At 70.6% G+C, this 18,378-nt stretch carries 14 protein-coding genes; 8 read left to right on the top strand and 6 right to left on the bottom strand.

What is annotated here, in order from left to right; translation table 11 throughout:
• The first annotated feature begins 265 nt into the window (after positions 1-265).
• From ABFX81_RS38655 to kstD, 5 genes are all read left to right on the top strand, one after another.
• On the top strand, positions 266-2,149 hold the full coding sequence (locus ABFX81_RS38655) for an AMP-dependent synthetase/ligase (RefSeq protein ID WP_346139408.1): 1,884 nt from the start codon (positions 266-268) through the stop codon (positions 2,147-2,149).
• 108 nt (positions 2,150-2,257) lie between these two features.
• A complete protein-coding gene (locus tag ABFX81_RS38650) occupies positions 2,258-3,379 on the top strand; it encodes a substrate-binding domain-containing protein (RefSeq protein ID WP_086841251.1) in 1,122 nt (373 codons plus the stop codon).
• Positions 3,380-3,434: 55 nt separating this feature from the next.
• Complete coding sequence (locus ABFX81_RS38645) at positions 3,435-4,034, top strand: TetR family transcriptional regulator (RefSeq protein ID WP_086841249.1); 600 nt, start codon at positions 3,435-3,437, stop codon at positions 4,032-4,034.
• Between the two features lie 87 nt (positions 4,035-4,121).
• A complete protein-coding gene (locus ABFX81_RS38640) occupies positions 4,122-5,333 on the top strand; it encodes an MFS transporter (protein WP_086841247.1) in 1,212 nt (403 codons plus the stop codon).
• 89 nt (positions 5,334-5,422) lie between these two features.
• A complete protein-coding gene (gene kstD / locus ABFX81_RS38635; RefSeq protein WP_086841245.1) occupies positions 5,423-7,204 on the top strand; it encodes a 3-oxosteroid 1-dehydrogenase in 1,782 nt (593 codons plus the stop codon).
• A gap of 7 nt (positions 7,205-7,211) precedes the next feature.
• Here the strand turns inward: kstD and ABFX81_RS38630 are convergent, their stop codons facing one another.
• The 3 genes from ABFX81_RS38630 to ABFX81_RS38620 all read right to left on the bottom strand — a co-directional run bounded on the left by ABFX81_RS38630 (position 7,212) and on the right by ABFX81_RS38620 (position 8,718).
• Positions 7,212-7,871, bottom strand: coding sequence for a methyltransferase domain-containing protein (locus tag ABFX81_RS38630; protein WP_086841242.1), 660 nt, complete (start codon positions 7,869-7,871; stop codon positions 7,212-7,214).
• Between the two features lie 251 nt (positions 7,872-8,122).
• Positions 8,123-8,374: a glycine zipper domain-containing protein gene (locus ABFX81_RS38625; RefSeq protein ID WP_086841240.1), complete on the bottom strand. Its 252-nt coding sequence runs from the start codon at positions 8,372-8,374 to the stop codon at positions 8,123-8,125.
• Positions 8,375-8,514: 140 nt separating this feature from the next.
• On the bottom strand, positions 8,515-8,718 hold the full coding sequence (locus tag ABFX81_RS38620; protein ID WP_003992177.1) for a cold-shock protein: 204 nt from the start codon (positions 8,716-8,718) through the stop codon (positions 8,515-8,517).
• A gap of 319 nt (positions 8,719-9,037) precedes the next feature.
• Here ABFX81_RS38620 and ABFX81_RS38615 point away from each other — a divergent pair, with 319 nt between their 5' ends.
• Together ABFX81_RS38615 and ABFX81_RS38610 are read left to right on the top strand one after the other, a co-directional pair.
• Complete coding sequence (locus tag ABFX81_RS38615; protein WP_086841238.1) at positions 9,038-9,886, top strand: MqnA/MqnD/SBP family protein; 849 nt, start codon at positions 9,038-9,040, stop codon at positions 9,884-9,886.
• Positions 9,887-9,978: 92 nt separating this feature from the next.
• Positions 9,979-11,733 (top strand): protein kinase domain-containing protein, encoded by a 1,755-nt coding sequence (locus ABFX81_RS38610; RefSeq protein ID WP_086841236.1) that lies wholly within the window; start codon positions 9,979-9,981, stop codon positions 11,731-11,733.
• Here the strand turns inward: ABFX81_RS38610 and ABFX81_RS38605 are convergent.
• Both ABFX81_RS38605 and ABFX81_RS38600 read right to left on the bottom strand, forming a co-directional pair.
• The gene (locus ABFX81_RS38605; RefSeq protein ID WP_086841234.1) at positions 11,648-12,313 is read right to left on the bottom strand and encodes a hypothetical protein; all 666 of its coding nucleotides are present in this window, start codon (positions 12,311-12,313) and stop codon (positions 11,648-11,650) included. The genes ABFX81_RS38610 and ABFX81_RS38605 overlap by 86 nt on opposite strands.
• A gap of 5 nt (positions 12,314-12,318) precedes the next feature.
• Positions 12,319-16,965: an FtsK/SpoIIIE domain-containing protein gene (locus tag ABFX81_RS38600; RefSeq protein ID WP_086841232.1), complete on the bottom strand. Its 4,647-nt coding sequence runs from the start codon at positions 16,963-16,965 to the stop codon at positions 12,319-12,321.
• Positions 16,966-17,311: 346 nt separating this feature from the next.
• On the opposite strand from ABFX81_RS38600, the gene ABFX81_RS38595 reads away from it, so the two are divergent.
• The gene (locus tag ABFX81_RS38595; protein ID WP_082319687.1) at positions 17,312-17,611 is read left to right on the top strand and encodes a WXG100 family type VII secretion target; all 300 of its coding nucleotides are present in this window, start codon (positions 17,312-17,314) and stop codon (positions 17,609-17,611) included.
• A 67-nt stretch (positions 17,612-17,678) separates the two neighbouring features.
• Here ABFX81_RS38595 and ABFX81_RS38590 read toward each other — a convergent pair whose 3' ends face one another.
• Positions 17,679-18,359 (bottom strand): hypothetical protein, encoded by a 681-nt coding sequence (locus tag ABFX81_RS38590; protein WP_086841228.1) that lies wholly within the window; start codon positions 18,357-18,359, stop codon positions 17,679-17,681.
• Between the last annotated feature and the right edge of the window lie 19 nt (positions 18,360-18,378).

Below are 18,378 nucleotides of genomic sequence, written 5' to 3'. Positions count from 1 at the left end.
GCGACGGCGAGGCGAACCTGAAGGACCCTCACGTAACCCCCGAGAATGCACAGGCCTGGCTCCGGACCATCCCCGAACCCGCACAAACCCGCCACGTGAGGCCCGTACGATCCCGTTCCTACCGGCAGTAACCCCTTTCTGGGGATTCAGCCGGTTGAGCGCCTCGGCGTGCGAGGCACGTACGTATCGCAGCAAGCAGTTCCTTCGCTGCGCGCCCCAGGAGCCGCCCGTGTCCACTGTCCATCCCTCCTCCGCCTACGGTGACATGTACGGCGGACCGGTCCTGGTCGAGCCCGAGACGCGGCGGCTCGACGGGGCGGTGCGGGAGGCGTCCGTACCGCCGCTGGCGCCGCCGTGGACCCATGGGTCGCTCGCCGACCTGCCGTTCGACAACGCGAGCGCCGACCCGGACGGCGTGGCGCTCAGCCGCAAGGACGCCGACGGGCGCTGGAGCGACGTCACGGCGGCGCAGTTCGCCGACCAGGTGCTGGCCGTCGCGAAAGGGCTGATAGCCGAAGGGCTGACGCCCGGCGACCGGATCGCCGTGATGGCCCGCACCATCTACGAGTGGACGGTCCTGGACTTCGCGGCCTGGGCGGCCGGTCTGGTCACCGTCCCCGTCTATCCCACCTCCTCCGTCTTCCAGGCCCGCTGGATCCTCCAGGACTCCGGTGCGGTCGCCCTGGTCACCGAGTTCGCCGGGCAGGCCGCCGCACTCGGCCCGGAGCGCGAACGCCTGCCCGACCTGAAGCACATGTGGGTCGTGGAGAAGGGCCACGTGGACCGGCTGGCCGAAGCCGGCGCCCACCTCTCCGACCAGGAGGTGGAGGTGCGGCGCGGCATGCTCGGCCCCGACACCCTCGCCACCCTCGTCTACACCTCGGGCACCACCGGCCGCCCCAAGGGCTGCGCGCTCACCCACGGCAACTTCTTCGCCGAGGTCGACAACGCGATCGAGCTCCTCTATCCCGTCTTCCGGGCCAAGACCAGCGAAGAGGCCTCGGTCCTGCTGTTCCTGCCCATGTCCCACGTCTTCGGGCGCATGGTGGCGATCGCCTGCGTCCGCGCCCGCGTACGGCTGGGCCACGCGCCGAGCATCAAGGCGGACAACCTGCTCCCCGATCTGGCGAGCTTCCGGCCGACCTGCCTGCTCGCCATCCCGTACATGCTGGAGAAGGTCTTCAACTCGGCCCGCGCCAAGGCCGAGGCGGCCGGCCGGGTGACGTCCTTCGACCGCGCGGCGGCGGTGGCGCAGCGCTACGGCGAGGCGCTGGAGGCCCAGCAGACGGGCACCGGACCCGGCCCCTCCCGCGCCTTGAGGACCGCCCGGGTCTTCTACGACCCCCTGGTCTACCGCCGTATCCGCAACGCCATGGGCGGCAGGGTCCGCTACGCCATCTGCGGCGGCTCCCCCCTGGGCCGCCGCCTCGCCGCGTTCTACGCCGGAGCCGGCATCGAGATCTTCGAGGGCTACGGCCTGACGGAGACCACGGGCGCGTCGACCGTCACCCCGCCCCTGAAACCCCGCCTGGGCACGGTCGGCTGGCCCCTGCCCGGCACCCGCGTCCGCATCGCCGCCGACGGCGAGATCCTCCTCGCAGGTGACCACGTCCTGCGCGGCTACTGGGATCCCCAGGCGGGCGGTGTCGTACCCGCCGCCCCCGACGGCTGGCTCGCCACCGGCGACATCGGCGAACTGGACGACGAGGGCTACCTGACGATCACCGGCCGCAAGAAGGAACTGCTGATCACCGCGGGCGGCAAGAGCGTCGCCCCGGCGCCACTGGAGAACTGGCTGCGCTCCCACCCGCTGATCTCCCAGTGCATCATCCTGGGCGACGGCCGTCCCTTCGTCTCGGCCCTGATCACCCTCGACCCGGACGGCATCACCCACTGGCGCCAGATGAACGGCAAACACCCCGTACCGCCCAAACTCCTCGTCGACGACGAGGAACTCCGCTCCGTCATCCAGCGCGCCGTCGACGAGGCCAACAAGATGGTCTCCCGCCCGGAGTCCATCCGCCGCTTCGCGATCCTCCCCGAGGACTTCACCGAGGAGGCCGGCCACCTCACCCCGTCGATGAAGCTCCGCCGCGAGGCGGTGATGCGCTCCTTCGCGGCGGAAGTGGAGGCTCTGTACACGCGGTGAGGCACCTTTGCGATCTCTTCACACGGGGTTCTTGACGCCACAAGGCGTCTGCACGTTGGCTTTCTAGCCACCTCGTCGCGATGCTCCCCCCATCGGAAGGCACCACCAGTGAAAGCGCGTACCACCCGTCGGCCCGCTGTGCGGCCCCTGTCCATAGCCCTGGCGGTCACCGTGTCGGCCCTGTCCCTCACCGCCTGCGGCGGCGGGAGTGACGACTCCACGAGCGTGAAGAAGGGCAACGACATCACGGTGGGCCTGCTGCTGCCCGACCGGGACACGGCACGCTTCGAGAAGTTCGACTACCCCCTGATCAAGGAGGAGGTCGCCTCCCTCACCGATGACCAGGGCAAGGTGAAGTACGCCAACGCCGGGGCGAGCGTGTCCAGACAGAGCGAGCAGTTCCAGCAGATGATCGACGACAAGGTCGACGTCATCCTGGTGGACGCGCTGAACTCCAAGACGATCGCCTCGGACGTGAAGAAGGCCAAGGACGCCGGCATCCCGGTCATCGCCTACGACCGGCTGGCCGAGGGCCCGATCGACGCGTACGTCTCCCACGACAACGAACTCGTCGGACAGGTGCAGGGCCGCGCCATCGTCGGGGAGCTCGGTGAGGAGGCCGAGAAGAGCAAGGTCGTCATGATGAACGGCGACCCCGCCGACCCGAACACGGCACGGTTCAAGGACGGCGCGCTCAGCGAGCTCCAGGGCGCGGTCGACATCGTCCAGCAGTACGACACCAAGGAGTGGAAGCCCTCGATCGCCAAGGCGAACATGGAGAAGGCGATCCGGACCGTCGGGCTGGACAACATCGCCGCCGTCTACTCCGCCAACGACGGCATGGCGGGCGCCGTCATCGAGGCGATGAAGGAGGCGGGCGCCTCCAGGATCCCGCCGGTGACCGGGCAGGACGCCAACCTGGACGCGGTGCAGCGCATCGTGTCGGGGGAGCAGTACATGACCGTGTACAAGTCGTTCCTGCTGGAGGCGACGAACGCCGCGAAGATCGCGGTGGCCAAGGTCCAGGGCCGCACGATCGAGTTCGCCGCGCTGACCCGGGAGACGGTCGACAGCCCCACGGCGAAGGACATCCCGGCGATGCTGGTGCCGGTGGTCGCCCTCACCAAGGACAACATCAAGGAGACGGTGATCACGGACGGGGTCTACACCGTCAAGGACATCTGCACAGCCAAGTACAAGGCGGACTGCGCGGCGATCGGCCTCGAGTAGCCGACGCGGGTCCGACGTATTGGAATCATCAATCCAAAACTGTTAGCGTCCTGCCATGGCCCGGCCGAGGAAGTTCGACGAGGAGCGGGCCCTGGGCGCGGCGATGCGCGTTTTCTGGGAGAGGGGCTACGAGGCCACCTCCACCCAGGATCTGTGCGACGCCACCGGTCTGGGGCGCAGCAGCATCTACAACACCTTCCAGAGCAAGCGCGACCTGTTCGGGCGGGCCCTCGCCCGCTACCTGGACACCATGACGGCGGCTCAGACGGCAGTCCTGGACGACGTGGAGCGGCCTGCTATCGACCGGGTGCGTGCCCTGCTCGCCCAGGTCGTCGAGAGCGAGGCGGAGTGCCAGGCCGGCTCCGGACGGGCCCTGGGCTGCCTGGGGGTCAACACCGTCGTGGAGCTGGCCGCGCGCGATCACGAGGCGGCCGCGGTGCTGGAGCGCGACACCATGCGGCGCCTCGCCCTCTTCCGCGCCGTGATGGAGGCCGGTCGGCGCGACGGCAGCATCACCGCCTCGCGCGACCCGGAGGCGCTGGCCCGATTTCTCAACGCGGTGGTCGCCGGTCTGCGCGTCTCCAGTCAGGGCGGCGCCGACCGGGCCGACCTGGAGGCGATCGCCGAAACAGCAGTAGGCGCGCTGGCGCCCTGAATCCAGCCCGCCCGGCGGATCTCGGGCTTTTTCGTGGCCAGGTTTTGAACTGTTCGATCCATAACGCTTCCGCAAAGGAGTCTCACCGTGCCCCGTGCCGTGTACATACTGGCGCTCGGCATCTTCGCCATGGTGACCAGCGAGTTCGTGGTCGCCGGGCTGATGCCCCAGATGGCGGAGGGCCTGCACGTCACCGTCCCGCAGATCGGATACCTGATCACCGCCTTCGCCGTGGCCATGGCGGCCGGCGGCCCCTTCCTGACCATGACGGTGGCCAAGCTCGCGCCACGTACGGCGCTGATGACGCTGTTCGCCGTCTTCCTGGCGGGCAACGTCATCGCCGCGACCGCACCCGGCTACGCGGTGATGACAGCCGCCCGCATCATCACCGGCGTGGCGTCCCAGGCCTTCTTCGGTGTCGCCGTCTCGCTGTGCGTCCAGCTCACCCGCCCGGAGGTGCGCGGCCGGGCGATCGCGGTCGTCATGAACGGGCTGATGCTCGGCACGCTGCTCGGCCTGCCGCTGTCCACCCTGGTGGGTGAGCGGTTCGGCTGGCGTGCGGCGTTCTGGGCGATCTCGGCGCTGGCACTCGTCGCCGCAGCCGTGACTCTCGCCGGAATACCCCCGCTGGAGCGCGCGGGCAGCGGCGGCTCACTCCGCGAGGAACTCGGCGTCTTCCGGAATCCGAAGCTCTGGCTGGTGCTCTCCACCAGCACGCTGATCATCGGCGCGACATTCTCCGCCTTCAGCTACCTCAACCCGATCCTCACCGAGGTCACCGGCTTCTCCACCGGCACCGTCCCCGCCCTGCTGATCGCCTACGGCGCCGCAACCGTCGTCGGCAACACCGTCGTCGGCCGTCTCGCCGACCGTCGGACCGTGGCCGTCCTCGCCGTCGGCCTCCTGCTCAACGCGTTGTTCCTCACCGGGTTCGCGCTCCTCGCCGACGCGCCCGTATCCGCCGTCGTCTGCATGCTCGGCATCGGGCTGGTCGGCGTCACCATGAACCCGGCGATGGTCACCCGCGTCCAGCGGACCGGAAACGCCGGCCCACTGGTCAACACCGTCCACTCCTCCTTCATCACCCTCGGTGTCATCCTCGGCTCCTCGCTCGGCGCCGTCGCGATCGACGCCTGGGGCCTGCGCGCCGCCCTCTGGCTCGGTGCCGGTATGGCCGTCCTCGGGCTGACGACGCTGCTGCCCGAAATCACCCTCCGGCGGTCAGGAACGCCCACCGCGTCGACCCGCCCCCCACGGCATCCGGCCTGCGCAGGGCCCACCCTCCGGGACCGGATCTGAACTCGCCCTGCCCGCATGGCTCTTGACTTTGCAAGGCCCCCGGGCGACATTCCCCACTCCTTCGCGTTCCTCTTCGGGCTGGAGCGTCCATGACCACTTACACGAACTCCGCACCACCCGCCGGCACCCCTTCCCGAAGACGAGTGCTGGCCGGTGCCGCGGGGGCCGGCCTCGCGGCCGCCGCCGGAGTGCAACGGGGTGCCCACGCCGCCGACTTACCCCCGCTCGGCACGTACGACGTCGTCGTCATCGGCTCCGGCGCGGCCGGGATGACCGCCGCGCTGACCGCCGCCGGGCAGGGGCTGAGCTGCGTCGTCGTGGAGAAGGCCCCGACCTTCGGCGGCTCCACCGCCCGCTCCGGTGCCGGGATCTGGATCCCGAACAACCCGGTGATCCTCGCGGCCGGTGTCCCCGACACCCCGGCCAAGGCCGCCGCCTACCTCGCCGCCGTCGTCGGCCCGGAGGTCCCCGCCGACCGGCAGCGGGCCTTCCTCACCCACGGCCCGGCGGCGATCTCCTACGTCATGGCCCACAGCCCCCTGCGCTTCCGCTGGATGGAGGGCTACAGCGACTACTACCCCGAACTGCCCGGCGGTCTGGCGAACGGCCGCTCCATCGAGCCCGACCAGCTCGACGGCAGGATCCTCGGCGCCGAACTGGCCCGTCTCAACCCGCCGTACATGGACGTTCCCGCCGGCATGGTGGTCTTCAGCGCGGACTACAAGTGGCTGGCTCTGGCCGCGGTGAACGCCAAGGGGGCGGCCGTGGCGGCACAGTGCCTGGCGCGGGGGACGGCGGCGGCCCTGCGGGGTGAGAAGCCGCTGACCATGGGCCAGTCGCTGGCGGCCGGCCTGCGCGCGGGACTGCGGTCGGCCGGGGTTTCGGTGTGGCTGAACACGCCCCTGACGGATCTGCACGTCGAGAACGGCACGGTCACCGGAGCCGTGGTCACCCGCGACGGCGCCGCCGGCCTGATCCGCGCCCGCCGGGGCGTGATCGTCGGCTCCGGCGGCTTCGAGCACAACTCGGCGATGCGCGACCGCTACCAGCGACAGCCCATCGGCACGGACTGGACGGTCGGCGCCAAGGAGAACACCGGCGACGGGATCCGGGCGGGGGAGCGGCTCGGCGCGGCGCTCGACCTGATGGACGACGCCTGGTTTGGCCCGGCGATCCCGGTCCCGGGCCAGCCGTACTTCTGCCTCGCCGAACGCACCCTCCCCGGCGGCCTGCTGGTGAACGGGGCCGGCAGGCGCTTCGTCAACGAGGCCGCGCCCTACAGCGACGTCGTCCACACCATGTACGACGTCCACGACACGGATCCGGCCATCCCGTCCTGGCTGATCGTCGACCAGAACTACCGCAACCGGTACCTCTTCAAGGACGTCCTGCCGGCCCTGCCCTTCCCCGACGACTGGTACGACTCGGGCGCCGCGCACAAGGCCTGGACCCTGGACGCCCTGGCCACGTCGATCGGCGTCCCGCCGGCGGCCCTGCGTACGACGGTCGACCGCTTCAACTCCCAGGCACGGCGGGGCGAGGACCCCGACTTCCACCGCGGCGACAGCGCCTACGACCACTACTACACGGACCCGTCGGTCCTCCCGAACCCCTGTCTGGCACCCCTCCGGCTCCCCCCGTTCCACGCCTTCCGCATCGTCCCCGGCGACCTCGGCACGAAGGGCGGCATGCGGACGGACGCCCGGGCCCGCGTGCTGCGCCCCGACGGCTCGGTGATCCGAGGCCTGTACGCGGCGGGCAACGCCAGCGCGGCGGTGATGGGCCGCAGCTACGCGGGCGCGGGCTCGACCATCGGGCCGGCGATGACCTTCGGGTACATCGCGGCGAGGGATGCCGCAGGGGTGTTGTAGGGGGCGGCTAGGAAATCGGCTCCGGCGGCTTGCGGGCCACCAGGCACGCCTGGCGGACCGGCTCCCCGAGTGCCTCGTCGGGCTCCCGGACGGTACGGGAGCGCAGGACGAAACCGGCGGCTTCCAGCAGGGCGGCGATCCGCTCCGGCTGCCGCCGCCGGAAGTCCAGCGCCACCTGGTGCCCGAAGGCCTCCTCGTAGCGGCGGGGCTCGTCACCGACCTGGAAGCCGAGCAGCAGATGCCCTCCGGGCCGCAGGACGCGGACGAACTCGGCGAACACGTCCGGCAGCCGGTCGAACGGCGTGTGGATGGTCGAGTACCAGGACACGACCCCGTCGAGCGAGCCGTCGGGCAGGTCCAGCTCCAGCATCGACCCCTGCTCGAACCGCAGCCCGGGATTCTCGCGCCGGGCGATCGCGAGCATCGACTCCGACAGGTCCAGCCCGAACACGGACAGGCCTCGTGACGCCAGGTACCCCGTCACCCGCCCGGGCCCGCACCCGAGGTCGGCGACCTCGCCCCCCGCGCCCACGAGCTCCGCGAAGCCGTACAGCAGTCCGAGGTCCAACGGCATGGCCACGGGCGGGTCACTGAAGTGGACGGCGTAGTCCTCCGCCACGGCGTCGTAGAAGACACGGGTCTCGGTCAGGAAGTCGGCTTCGGTCATGGCCCGACCATATTGCGAGGGACTGACACCGCCGGTCCGCACCGCGAGGGCCCGTCGCCCCGGCCCTGCTGCCTGCGCAGGCGTGGCGCCCCAGTCCTACTGCCTGCGCAGGTCTGTCGCCCCGGCCCTACTGCCTGCGCAGGTCTGTCGCCCCGGCCCTACTGCCTGCGCAGGTCTGTCGCCCCAGTCCTACTGCCTGCGCAGGTCTGTCGCCCCGGCCCTACTGCCTGCACAGGTCTGTCACCCCGGCCCTACTGCGCAGGCCCGTCCCCGCGGTCCTCGCCCGCACGCCGTCCCCCGACCCCTGCCCCCGCGCCGATCGCCGTGCCCAGGCAGAGGCCCAGGGCCAGGCCCAGGCCGAGGTTGTCGAAGACGGTCAGGCCGAGGACGATTCCTACCGCCGTGCCGATGGACAGGCCGAGGGACACACCCGATGCCAGGCGCTTGTCCGCAGGGGTGGGGGTGTCGCCGGTCTCCCCGTCGTTCTCCGGGTCTCTCTCCATCCGGGCATCCTCCCACGCCCCACGGGAGGAATTCGCCGGGAATTCACCGGGGCGTAAGGAAGGGCATAGGGAGACACGTGTGGGGAGAAAAGGCAGGAGCCCCGCCGCCTGACGGCGCGGGGCTCCTTGGGTACTACTGATCAGACCGGCGTGACGTTCTCAGCCTGCGGGCCCTTCGGGCCCTGCGTGACGTCGAAAGACACCTGCTGGTTCTCCTCGAGAGAGCGGAAGCCGCTCGCGTTGATCGCGGAGTAGTGGACGAAGACGTCGGGGCCGCCGCCCTCCTGGGCGATGAAACCAAAGCCCTTTTCGGCGTTGAACCACTTCACGGTTCCGGTAGCCATAAGCCCTCCTTGGGCCCAAAAGGGTTGCCCTGCTCCAGAACCAGCAAGTGTGAAGATGAATTCTGCACAACTGCATACGTCTGAGAATGACGAGAGCCCGCGGTCACATGCTCCGCAGGCTCTGTACTGCAAGGGAAACCAAACTGCAACTTGCGATGAGCCTAGCACGCAGCCCCCGGAATGCAATAGGGGTCAAGATCACGTCACCCGAATGTTTGAACATCCTCCGCCGACTGGCGGTGAAGGCGCCGGCCGCCGGTCACGGGCCCACCGCGGGGCCGGGCGCGGGCCCGTACTCCAAGAGGGCTAGCCTCACGATGTGGACAATCCTCGCACCCGGCCGCGCGTCGGCCACATCCAGTTCCTGAACTGCCTGCCCCTGTACTGGGGGCTCGCCAGAACGGGCACGCTCCTCGACTTCGAGCTCACGAAGGACACCCCGGAGAAGCTCAGCGAGAAGCTGGTGCAGGGCGACCTCGACATCGCCCCGATCACCCTGGTCGAGTTCCTCAAGCACGCCGACCAGCTGGTCGCCTTCCCCGACATCGCCGTCGGCTGCGACGGCCCGGTCATGTCCTGCGTGATCGTCTCGCAGGTCCCGCTGGACCGGCTGGACGGCGCCCGCGTGGCCCTCGGCTCGACCTCCCGCACCTCCGTCCGCCTCGCCCAGCTGCTCCTCGCCGAGCGCTACGGCGTACGGCCCGACTACTACACGTGCCCGCCCGACCTCAGCCTGATGATGCGGGAGGCCGAGGCGGCCGTCCTCATCGGCGACGCGGCGCTGCGCGCGAACATGCTCGACGGCCCGCGCTTCGGCCTGGACGTGCACGACCTGGGCCGGCTGTGGAAGGAGTGGACCGGGCTGCCGTTCGTCTTCGCGGTCTGGGCGGCACGCCGCGACTACCTGGAGCGCGAGCCGGTCCTCACGCGCAAGGTCCACGAGGCCTTCCTCGCCTCCCGCAACCTCTCCCTGGAAGAGGTCGACAAGGTCGCCGAGCAGGCCGCCCGCTGGGAGGACTTCGACGAGAAGACCCTCGCCCAGTACTTCACGACGCTCGACTTCCGCTTCGGCGGCCCGCAGCTGGAGGCGGTCGCCGAGTTCGCCCGGCGCGTCGGCCCGACGACCGGCTTCCCCGCGGACGTGAAGGTGGACCTGCTCCAGCCATGAGCGGCCCGGCGCTCCCGCACTACTCTGCTGGGGGGAGCGCGCGTACGGGGGCCGGCGAGGCCTGCGGGCGCCTACGGGGGAGGGGTGACGCCATGCGGCCGCTCGAAGTCGACGAACCCACCGTCGTGGGGCCCTACCGGCTGCTCGGCCGGCTGGGCTCCGGCGGCATGGGCCGGGTCTACCTGGGGCGCAGCGCCGGCGGCCGTACGGTCGCCGTGAAGATCGTCCATCCGCACTTCGCCCTGGACGAGGAGTTCCGGGCCCGCTTCCGCCGCGAGGTCGACGCCGCCCGCCGGGTCGGCGGCGCCTGGACGGCACCCGTCCTGGACGCCGACCCGGACGCGCGGGTGCCCTGGGTGGCGACGGGGTACGCGGCGGGCCCCTCGCTGTCGGCCGCGGTCGCCGGGGGCGGCGCGCTGCCGGCCCACACCGTCCGGGTGCTGGGGGCGGGGCTGGCCGAGGCGCTGGCGGCGGTGCACGAACTGGGCCTGGTCCACCGGGACGTGAAGCCGTCGAACGTACTGCTCACGCTCGACGGGCCGCTGCTGATCGACTTCGGGATCGCGCGGGCCACGGACGGTACGGCGTCCCTGACGTCCACCGGCGTGTCGATCGGCTCGCCCGGCTACATGTCACCCGAGCAGATCCTCGGCAAGGGCGTCACAGGCGCCGCGGACGTCTTCTCACTCGGCGCGGTCCTGGCGTACGCGGCGACCGGCGAACCGCCCTTCCCCGGGGACTCCTCGGCGTCCCTGCTCTACAAGGTCGTCCACGAGGAGCCGGAACTCGGCGGCCTGGACGGGCAGTTGCGCGAGCTCACGGCGGCCTGCCTGACGAAGGACCCGGGCGCACGGCCGGCCCCCGCCGAGGTGGCCCGGCAACTGGCTCCCGACGGCGCGGCCCGGCTGGTGGCGGGCGGGTGGCTGCCGGGGGCCCTGGTGGAACAGGTCAGCCGGAGCGCCGTGCGGTTGCTGAACCTGGAGGCGACGGGTGCGGAGGGCGTGGGGCTGTCGGGGCCGGTCGGTTTCAGCAGCCTGGCCGTGGCCGCGGCCGCGGCCGAGGCGGAGGATCCGGCGCAGGCAGTGGAGCCGGCGGCTACGGGTACGGCAGGGGCCGCGAGCGCCGGCGTGTTCGGGCCACCGCCGGTGATGCCCGCGCCCACGGACCCCTCCGCCGCCGTACCCGAACCCCGGGACGGCGACCCGGGGAACACCACCGCGCCCGCCGGCCGCCGCCCCGGCAAGGTCTCCGTCTCCGTGGCGGCCACGTCCGCGCCGGAGGACGGCGGGCGGGTGCGGAGGCTGAGCTGCACCGTGGCGCTGGCGGTCGCGGGGGCGATGGCGGCCGTGACGATCGGCTCGGTGTTCGTCTTCGACCTGCTGCCGGACCGGACCTCCGACGACGACACGAGCGACTCCGGCGCGGGCCCCGGCTCCCCACCCGCGGCGAACGCGAGCTCCCCACCCGCGGCGACCGCGAGCTCCGCGCCTTCCGGGGCGGTACCCGCCGCCTACCTCGGCACCTGGGAGGGCCAGGGCAGCGCCCTCGACGGCAGGCTGCCCCTCGGCACGTTCCGGATCACTGTCGAACGGGTCACCGTCGGCCAGGAGTTGGGCCGCCTGCGCCAGACCGACCAGATCGGCGGCGTCTGCGTCGACGTGCTGACCCTGAAAGAGGTGACGAAGAAGGAGCTCGTCGCGACGTCGGTCGGCGCGAAGACCAACCACAGAGGCTGCAACCCGGCCCCCACGACCGTGCGCCTCACGACGGTGGGTGACGATCTCCAGTACCGGTCGGAGAGCGAGGAGTCGGGGCGTCCTCGGGCTCGGATGTCGAAGGTGCGGTAGCGGAGGACCGGCCGCCGTACTTGAAGAACAGGGTGATCAGCAGCGCGGCCGCGGCGAGGGTGGCGACGAGACCGACGACCCACAGGTACGGATGGTGCACATGCACCCAACAGGGCCCGCCCTCGCGGTAGCAGTCGTAGTCCCAGTCGCGGCGCCGCTTGGGCCGTGTGGTCGTCATGATCACACCGGCGACGAGGTACCCCGCCGCCAGCCCGGGCAGCGAGGCGGCAGCCCAGGCCAGCGAACGAGGCTTGCTCTTCTTCCAGTTCATCCGGGTCAGGGGCCAGACCCAGGCGAGGAACACCAGCGGCACCAGGACACCGACACTCGCGGCGAAGGCGTACGCCCCGCCGGGCCACCCGGGCGCGAGGCCGCCCCAGACGTCATGGCCCCAGTACGTATCGAAGAGCACCAGCGGCGTGATCAGAGCGGCGAAACCGACGAGAATCGCACAGCCCCCCAGACAACTCCAGTCCCGTTTCCTGGGCTGTTCGGCGGCGGCCCGCCCCGGCCGGTGCTCGTACCGCAGCGCGGCCCCGGCCGCCTTCTTCCGCTTCGGCTTCGCCGATCCCCTGGACAACGCCGTCAGCCCGGAACCACGACCGTACGCAGCTCACCGTCACCGAGGTGCAGCATCCCCTTGCCGGGCGCGACCTGACCGCCCACCATGCTGCGCGACAGGCGGACGCCGACGAGGTCGCCGCTGGAGGACTCCTGCGGGGAGAGGAGGATGCCGCGGCGGGCCTTCTTCGCGTCGACCTGCCAGCCGGAGAAGCCGCTGCACACGTCCTCCTCGTCACCGGCGATGACGAGGGCGAGGCCACGCTCGGCACCCCGGGAGACCAGCTTCTTCAGCTGGCTCTCGGCGTCGCAGTCCTCCAGGATCTCCCCGTCGTCGATGAGCACCGCGATCGGCTCCTCCAGGGACGCCTGGTCGACGAGCTCCTCGAACTCGTCCTCGTCGATGTCGTCGCCGGTGAAGACCTTCAGGACGCCTTCCGTACCGTCGAGCTGCCGCAGCGGCGACTGGCGAGGTGCCGCGATGACCAGGCGCGTGCCCTGGGCCAGGAAGGAGTGCGCGAAGTTCAGCAGGACCGTCGAGCGGCCCGACTTGGCCGGACCCGCGACGACGAACGCCGGTACGCCCTCCGCCAGATCGGGGCCGAAGCCTACGATCTCGTCGCCGCCGATACCGACCAGACCCCACAGACGCGAGCGGGACGCCTCCGGGTCGCGCAGTTCCCAGGCCTCCGGGAAGGAGATACGGCTGGGCAGGCTGTCCACGCGGAACGGGCGGCGCGAGCGCGGTACTTCGGCGTAACGGGCGGTGGCCGCCTCACCGATCGACGCCAGCGCCGCGGCCTGGCCCTGACCACTGGTGTCCTCGGCCAGCAGCGCGAACTGCGTCTCCGTACCGAACTCGTTGCGGAACGCACGGCCCGGCGGGATCTCCTCAGGCACCTTGCGGACCGGGATGCCGAGCGCCGAGAAGTCGCTGCGGTCGGCCAGACGCAGACCGTACTTGTCCTCGGTGAGGGTCGCGATACGGCCGACCAGCAGGGTCCGGTCACCCGTCAGGACCAGGTGGATGCCGACGCTCGCGCCCTCGCGCATCATCGTCTGCAACTCGTCCGTGAGCGAGCCGTGGTCGATCTCGCCGAGGGTGGGCACCCAGCCCTCCCAGCGGTCCAGCAGCACCACGATGTGCGGCAGCCGCTCGTCCTCGGACACCGAGGCCCGCTGCTCCCCGATGTCCGCGAAGCCCTTGTCCGACAGCAGGTCCTGGCGGCGGCCCATCTCGCCCTTGAGCCGGTTGACGAGCCGCACGACCCGCTCGGTCTGGTTACGGCCGACGACCGCGCCGCAGTGCGGCAGCCGGGTCAGCGCGTTGAGCGCGCCGTTGCCGCAGTCGATGCCGTAGAGGTGCACGTCGGCCACGGAGTGGGTGCGGGCGATGGAGCCCGCCAGGGTGCGCAGCACCTGGGAGCGGCCGCTGCGGGGGGCACCGCCGATCATCAGATGGCCGAAGGACGAGAAGTCCACGACGACCGGGCGGCGGGACTGGCTGGCCGGCAGGTCCTCGATGCCGTAGGGAGCCGGCGGCAGCTTGCCGGGGCCGCCGGCGAACGCGGGCACCTCGATCTCGTCCAGCAGCAGCGTCTCGTCGAGGGCGGGCAGCCACGGGCTGTGCTGGGGTGGGATGCCGAGCGAGCGGTTGGCGTCGCGGATGGTGTCCACGAGGACCTTCAGGTCGGTGATCTCCTCGTCCTCACGGGCCTCGGCCTTCGGCTTGGCCAGCGCCGCCCGCCCGAGATCCTCCCAGGTCAGCGGGCCCACCCAGGGCATGAGCACGGCAGGGTCGGCAGCACCGGGCCGCCGTCCTCCCACGCGTCCGGACTGGAAGGGGACCAGCGAGGCGTGCCCGAGCCGGGCGTAGGCGCGGCCCGGGGTGTTCTTGGAGATGTGCCCGGCCTCCGGCGAGTCGATGACGTCGGTCGACTCGCCGCCGTCCGTCACGCGCAGCGCGATACGGAGGTTGGTGTTGGCGCGGATCTCGGGCGACACGACACCACTGGGCCGCTGCGTGGCCAGCAGCAGATGAATGCCGAGGGACCGCCCTCGCTGGGCGATGTTCACGAGGCCCGTCACGAAGTCGGGCAGGTCACGCACCATCGACGCGAACTCGTCGATGACGATGAGGAGCCGGGGCACCGGCTGGTGCGACGGGTCCCGGCGCACCAGGTCCTGGTAGTCCTCGATGTCCTTGGCGTCGGCGGCCGCCAGGATGTGCTCGCGCCGGTGCAGCTCGGCCCCCAGCGACTCCAGGGCCCGCTCCACCAGGTGGGCGTCGAGGTCGGTCACCATGCCGACGGTGTGCGGCAGATGCACACAGTCCTTGAAGGCCGCGCCACCCTTGTAGTCGACCAGCACGAACGTCATGTTCTCGGGGGTGTTCGCCACGGCCAGCGCCGCCACGATGGTCTGGAGCAGCTCCGACTTACCCGAACCGGTCGTACCGGCGATGAGACCGTGCGGGCCGTCCTTGCGGATGTCGATCCCGAACGGCCCGTCGTACGACTCACCGATGACGGCGAGCGTCGACTGCCCGCCCATCCGCCACCGCGCCGTGATCGCGTCGCTCGTCGGCGGCTCCAGCTGGAGCACGTCGAGCAGCCGGCTCGAGCCCGGGAGGGCCGAGTCCTCGGTCTCGCCGCTGATGTCCCGCAGCGGCGACAGCGACCGGGCGAGCCGCAGACACCAGGCGGGGGAGACGAAGTCGGGCCGTACGTCCTTCAGCCGCTCCGCACCGGCCTCCTCCACACGCAGCCGCAACCTCTCGACGCGGCCGCCCTGTTCGGGCTGCGGGTCGGTGGTGTGCCAGGCCTGGAAGGAGGGGAAGGCACCGGCGACCTGCTGGGCCTGCTGCTGCACCTGCTGGGCCTGCTCGTATTCCTCGGCCTTCGGTTCGGCGACGACGTACGCCTGGCACTCGCCGGGCAGGAACCGCTCCTCGGCGTCGAGGCAGAGGGCGAACATGGAGACCGAGGGCCCTTCGCGCAGCAGCCGTACGACGCCGGGGAGGGACCGCAGCCGCCGCGACCCGTCCCACACGACGACGATGTCGGGGTCACTGAAGCTCGAACCACCCTGCGACTTGTTCTGCTCGGCGGCCTTCTTGCGCGCGTCGAGGATCTGCGTCAGCTCGCCGATGCGGGCGCCGACGGTCTCGGCGTCGGTCCCGATGAGCACGTTGACGTCCTGCCCGCCGGACGGCCGGGCGTGCGGCAGCCAGCGCACCCAGTCCCAGGACTCCTGCGCGGTGTTCTCGCTCAGCACGTAGAACTGCACGTCCATCGGGCTGTGCAGCGCCGCGGCCTGCGCGACGGCCCACCGCCCGAGAGCACGGGCGGAATCCCCGGGCCCGGCCATGCCGATGACGCCGAGGGTGCGCAGGTGCAGCGCGACCGGGGCGTCCTCGATCTTCCAGGTCACCTGGCGACGGTGATCGTCCTGCTCGGGGTCGTCGAGCACGACTTCGGACGGCAACTGCCCCGTCCCGACGCGGAGAAGGAGATGATCCCGGTCCGTGCGCCGCCGCTCCCAGAGACGGGTACGCGGCCCGGTCCCGAGGGCGAGCACGGTGGCCGGGTCGGGTATCGCATGCCGCCGGTCATTCCGCTCGACGACGAGCGCGTCCTGGGCGTCCTTCTCGATCCGCTCCTTCTGCTCCTCGTACTCCTGGACCTGCTTGGCGTGCGACTTACGCCCGTGCTTCTTGTCGTTGTAGTAGTTCGCGAAGAGCAGGAACGGGCTCAGCGCGGCCATGATCAGGTAGTACCAGCGCTGGAAGATCATCACGGACACGACGGCACCGACGAGCGGCGTCAGCGCCATCAGCCACGGCAGCGGGCGGGCCTCGTACTCACGGGGCGCCGACGGCAGCCGGAAGTTGGTCTGCCGCTCGGGCGGACGCAGCCGCGGGGGCCGGTTGTAGTCGAGCCCGATGCCGTCGTCGGACCACTTCAGGGCGGCGTTGGGGGGTGTGTAGCGGGTGAGTTCGAGGAGGGTGTTGCCGATGCCGATCTGAGCACCGAGGGGCCAGTCGGTGGGCCCGCTCTTCTTCTCGTCCTTCTTGTCCTGCCCCTTCTTCTTGCCGCTCTTCTTCTCGCCCTTCTTCTCGCCCTGGTCATCCGTCTCGTCCTCGGCGAGGGACTTGCCGTCGAGGGTGACGACCTCTTTGTCCATGTGGACGGCGACTTGGCAGGTTCCGTCCGTGGCGACGGAGAGGGTGAGGGCCCGGGCGTCGACCTCGGGATCGTCGATACGGACGTACGAGGCGGCCCCGCTGCCGATGTCGTAGCGCCCGACGCCGAGCCGGTGCACGAACCCGGCCGCGGGCCCGCCCACGACCCGGAGCTCGACGAGTCCGGTGGGCTCACCGGGCAGACACCCTGAAGGGTCCTGGAGGCTGACGACGGCGCCATCGCGCAGGGGGGATCCGACGACGGTGGCGTTCGGGTCGACGGCGTACCCGTCGACGTACACGAGGGGCGCGTTGTTGGCCGGCGCCTGGCGGTGCTGTCCCAGCGGGATGATCTGCGCGCCGCTGTGCCCGACCTGCTTGGCGAGCTCCTGGGCGATGTCCCCCACGGTGGACTCAGGATCGGCATCGAGCACGACGTCGGCGGTACCACCGCCGTACGGGTCGACGACGGTCAGAGTCAGGCGCACGACTAGTCCTCCCCGTGCCACTGGGCCGGTGTGGCCTCTGTGGTCGCCATGGCCGCTTCCGCAACGCGGGCCACAGTCGTAGCGACGATATCCGTTCCAGGCCGGGGCGGGGCAGTGGGGAGGTGCCGTGACGTTCCCGATGGCAACGACGTGCACGACTTCGTGACGGCTCGTTCACAAGCCAGGGATGTGGCACCCCAGGCCACACCCGTAAGCTGCTGACGCAAGAGCGGACGATCACACCGGTTGCCACATGCGACCCGGTAACTCGGCCGGGAGGCCGATGAGTCCGCAAACAGGGAGCCACGGGGGTTGGCCCTGCGGCGTTGTGAGAGGAAGCGGCTTCATGGCCAAGGACCTTGACATCACATATCAGGACATGCGGGAAGCTGCCAAGCATGTCGTGAAGGAGAAGGAAAAGCTCCAGGAGAAGCTCGAGGGCCTCCGCAAGTACATCAACAACCTCGTGCAGTCCGGCTACGTCACGAAGAGCTCGTCCAAGGCGTTCGACGAGAACTTCGACGAGTTCGTGCAGGGCACGAAGACCACGCTGGACGGCCTTGACGGCATGGGTGACTACCTGACCATGGCTGCCGACAAGTTCGAGCAGATCGACGAGGAGCTGGCGAAGCAGGCTCGCAAGTAGGCGTGAGACGCCTGCCCGGTGCGGCAGGGATGCCGAACGCACCGGGCGGGCGTCCGGCCGACGCCCGTCAGCTGTCGGGCAGGGGCTGCCGGAGCACGTACATGTGAAGATCGCTGCGGAGTTCTTCCGTGTCGACGCGCAGCCAGGATCCGTCGCGGAAACGTATGAGCAGGATCCTCGTCTCGAACTCGCCGGAGAAGGGGTCGACGAGGGTTGCCTCGGAGGCGGGAAGCCGGGCGACGATCTGCATGTGCTTCTCCCGCCCCACGCTGACGCGCTTCGGCGGAGCCGCCAGGACGATCCCCTCCTGGGTCGCGAGCAGCATGCGCTCGTGGTGGGTGGAGTGGCTGTACCAACGCAGCAGGAACTGCCCGGCGTTGCCGTGCCAGTTTCCGTCGAAGACGTTGTCTAGGTCTTGTTGGGCGATGGCGGCGTCCCGGCGCTTGTCCTCTTCCTCCTTGGCACGCCGCTGCTCCTTCTCTTCCTTCCTGTCGAGGGATCGCTTGACGGCTTCTTCCGCGTCGGACAGAAGGCGCAACAGCATGAGGAGAGGTATGAACGGTGCAGCGAGCACCGCGCCGATCATGCTCAGCGGAGGCAATCTGGCAGGGCGGAGACGGGGGTTGCCTGCGGCCTGGAGTACATCGGCGGGGGGCTGCGGGATCTTGCCGATCCAGCACCAGTCGCCGGCTTCGGCATGGATGCCTAGGCGGTCCATTGCCACGCGCTGCTTGTCCGTAGATGTCACGTCAAGACTCTCCTCGCCG

It is taken from the genome of Streptomyces coeruleofuscus (genome assembly GCF_039532725.1).
Lineage (GTDB): Bacteria > Actinomycetota > Actinomycetes > Streptomycetales > Streptomycetaceae > Streptomyces > Streptomyces coeruleofuscus.
The sequence above is the reverse complement of the archived record's forward strand: the minus strand, read 5'-3'. Positions and strand labels throughout refer to the sequence as shown.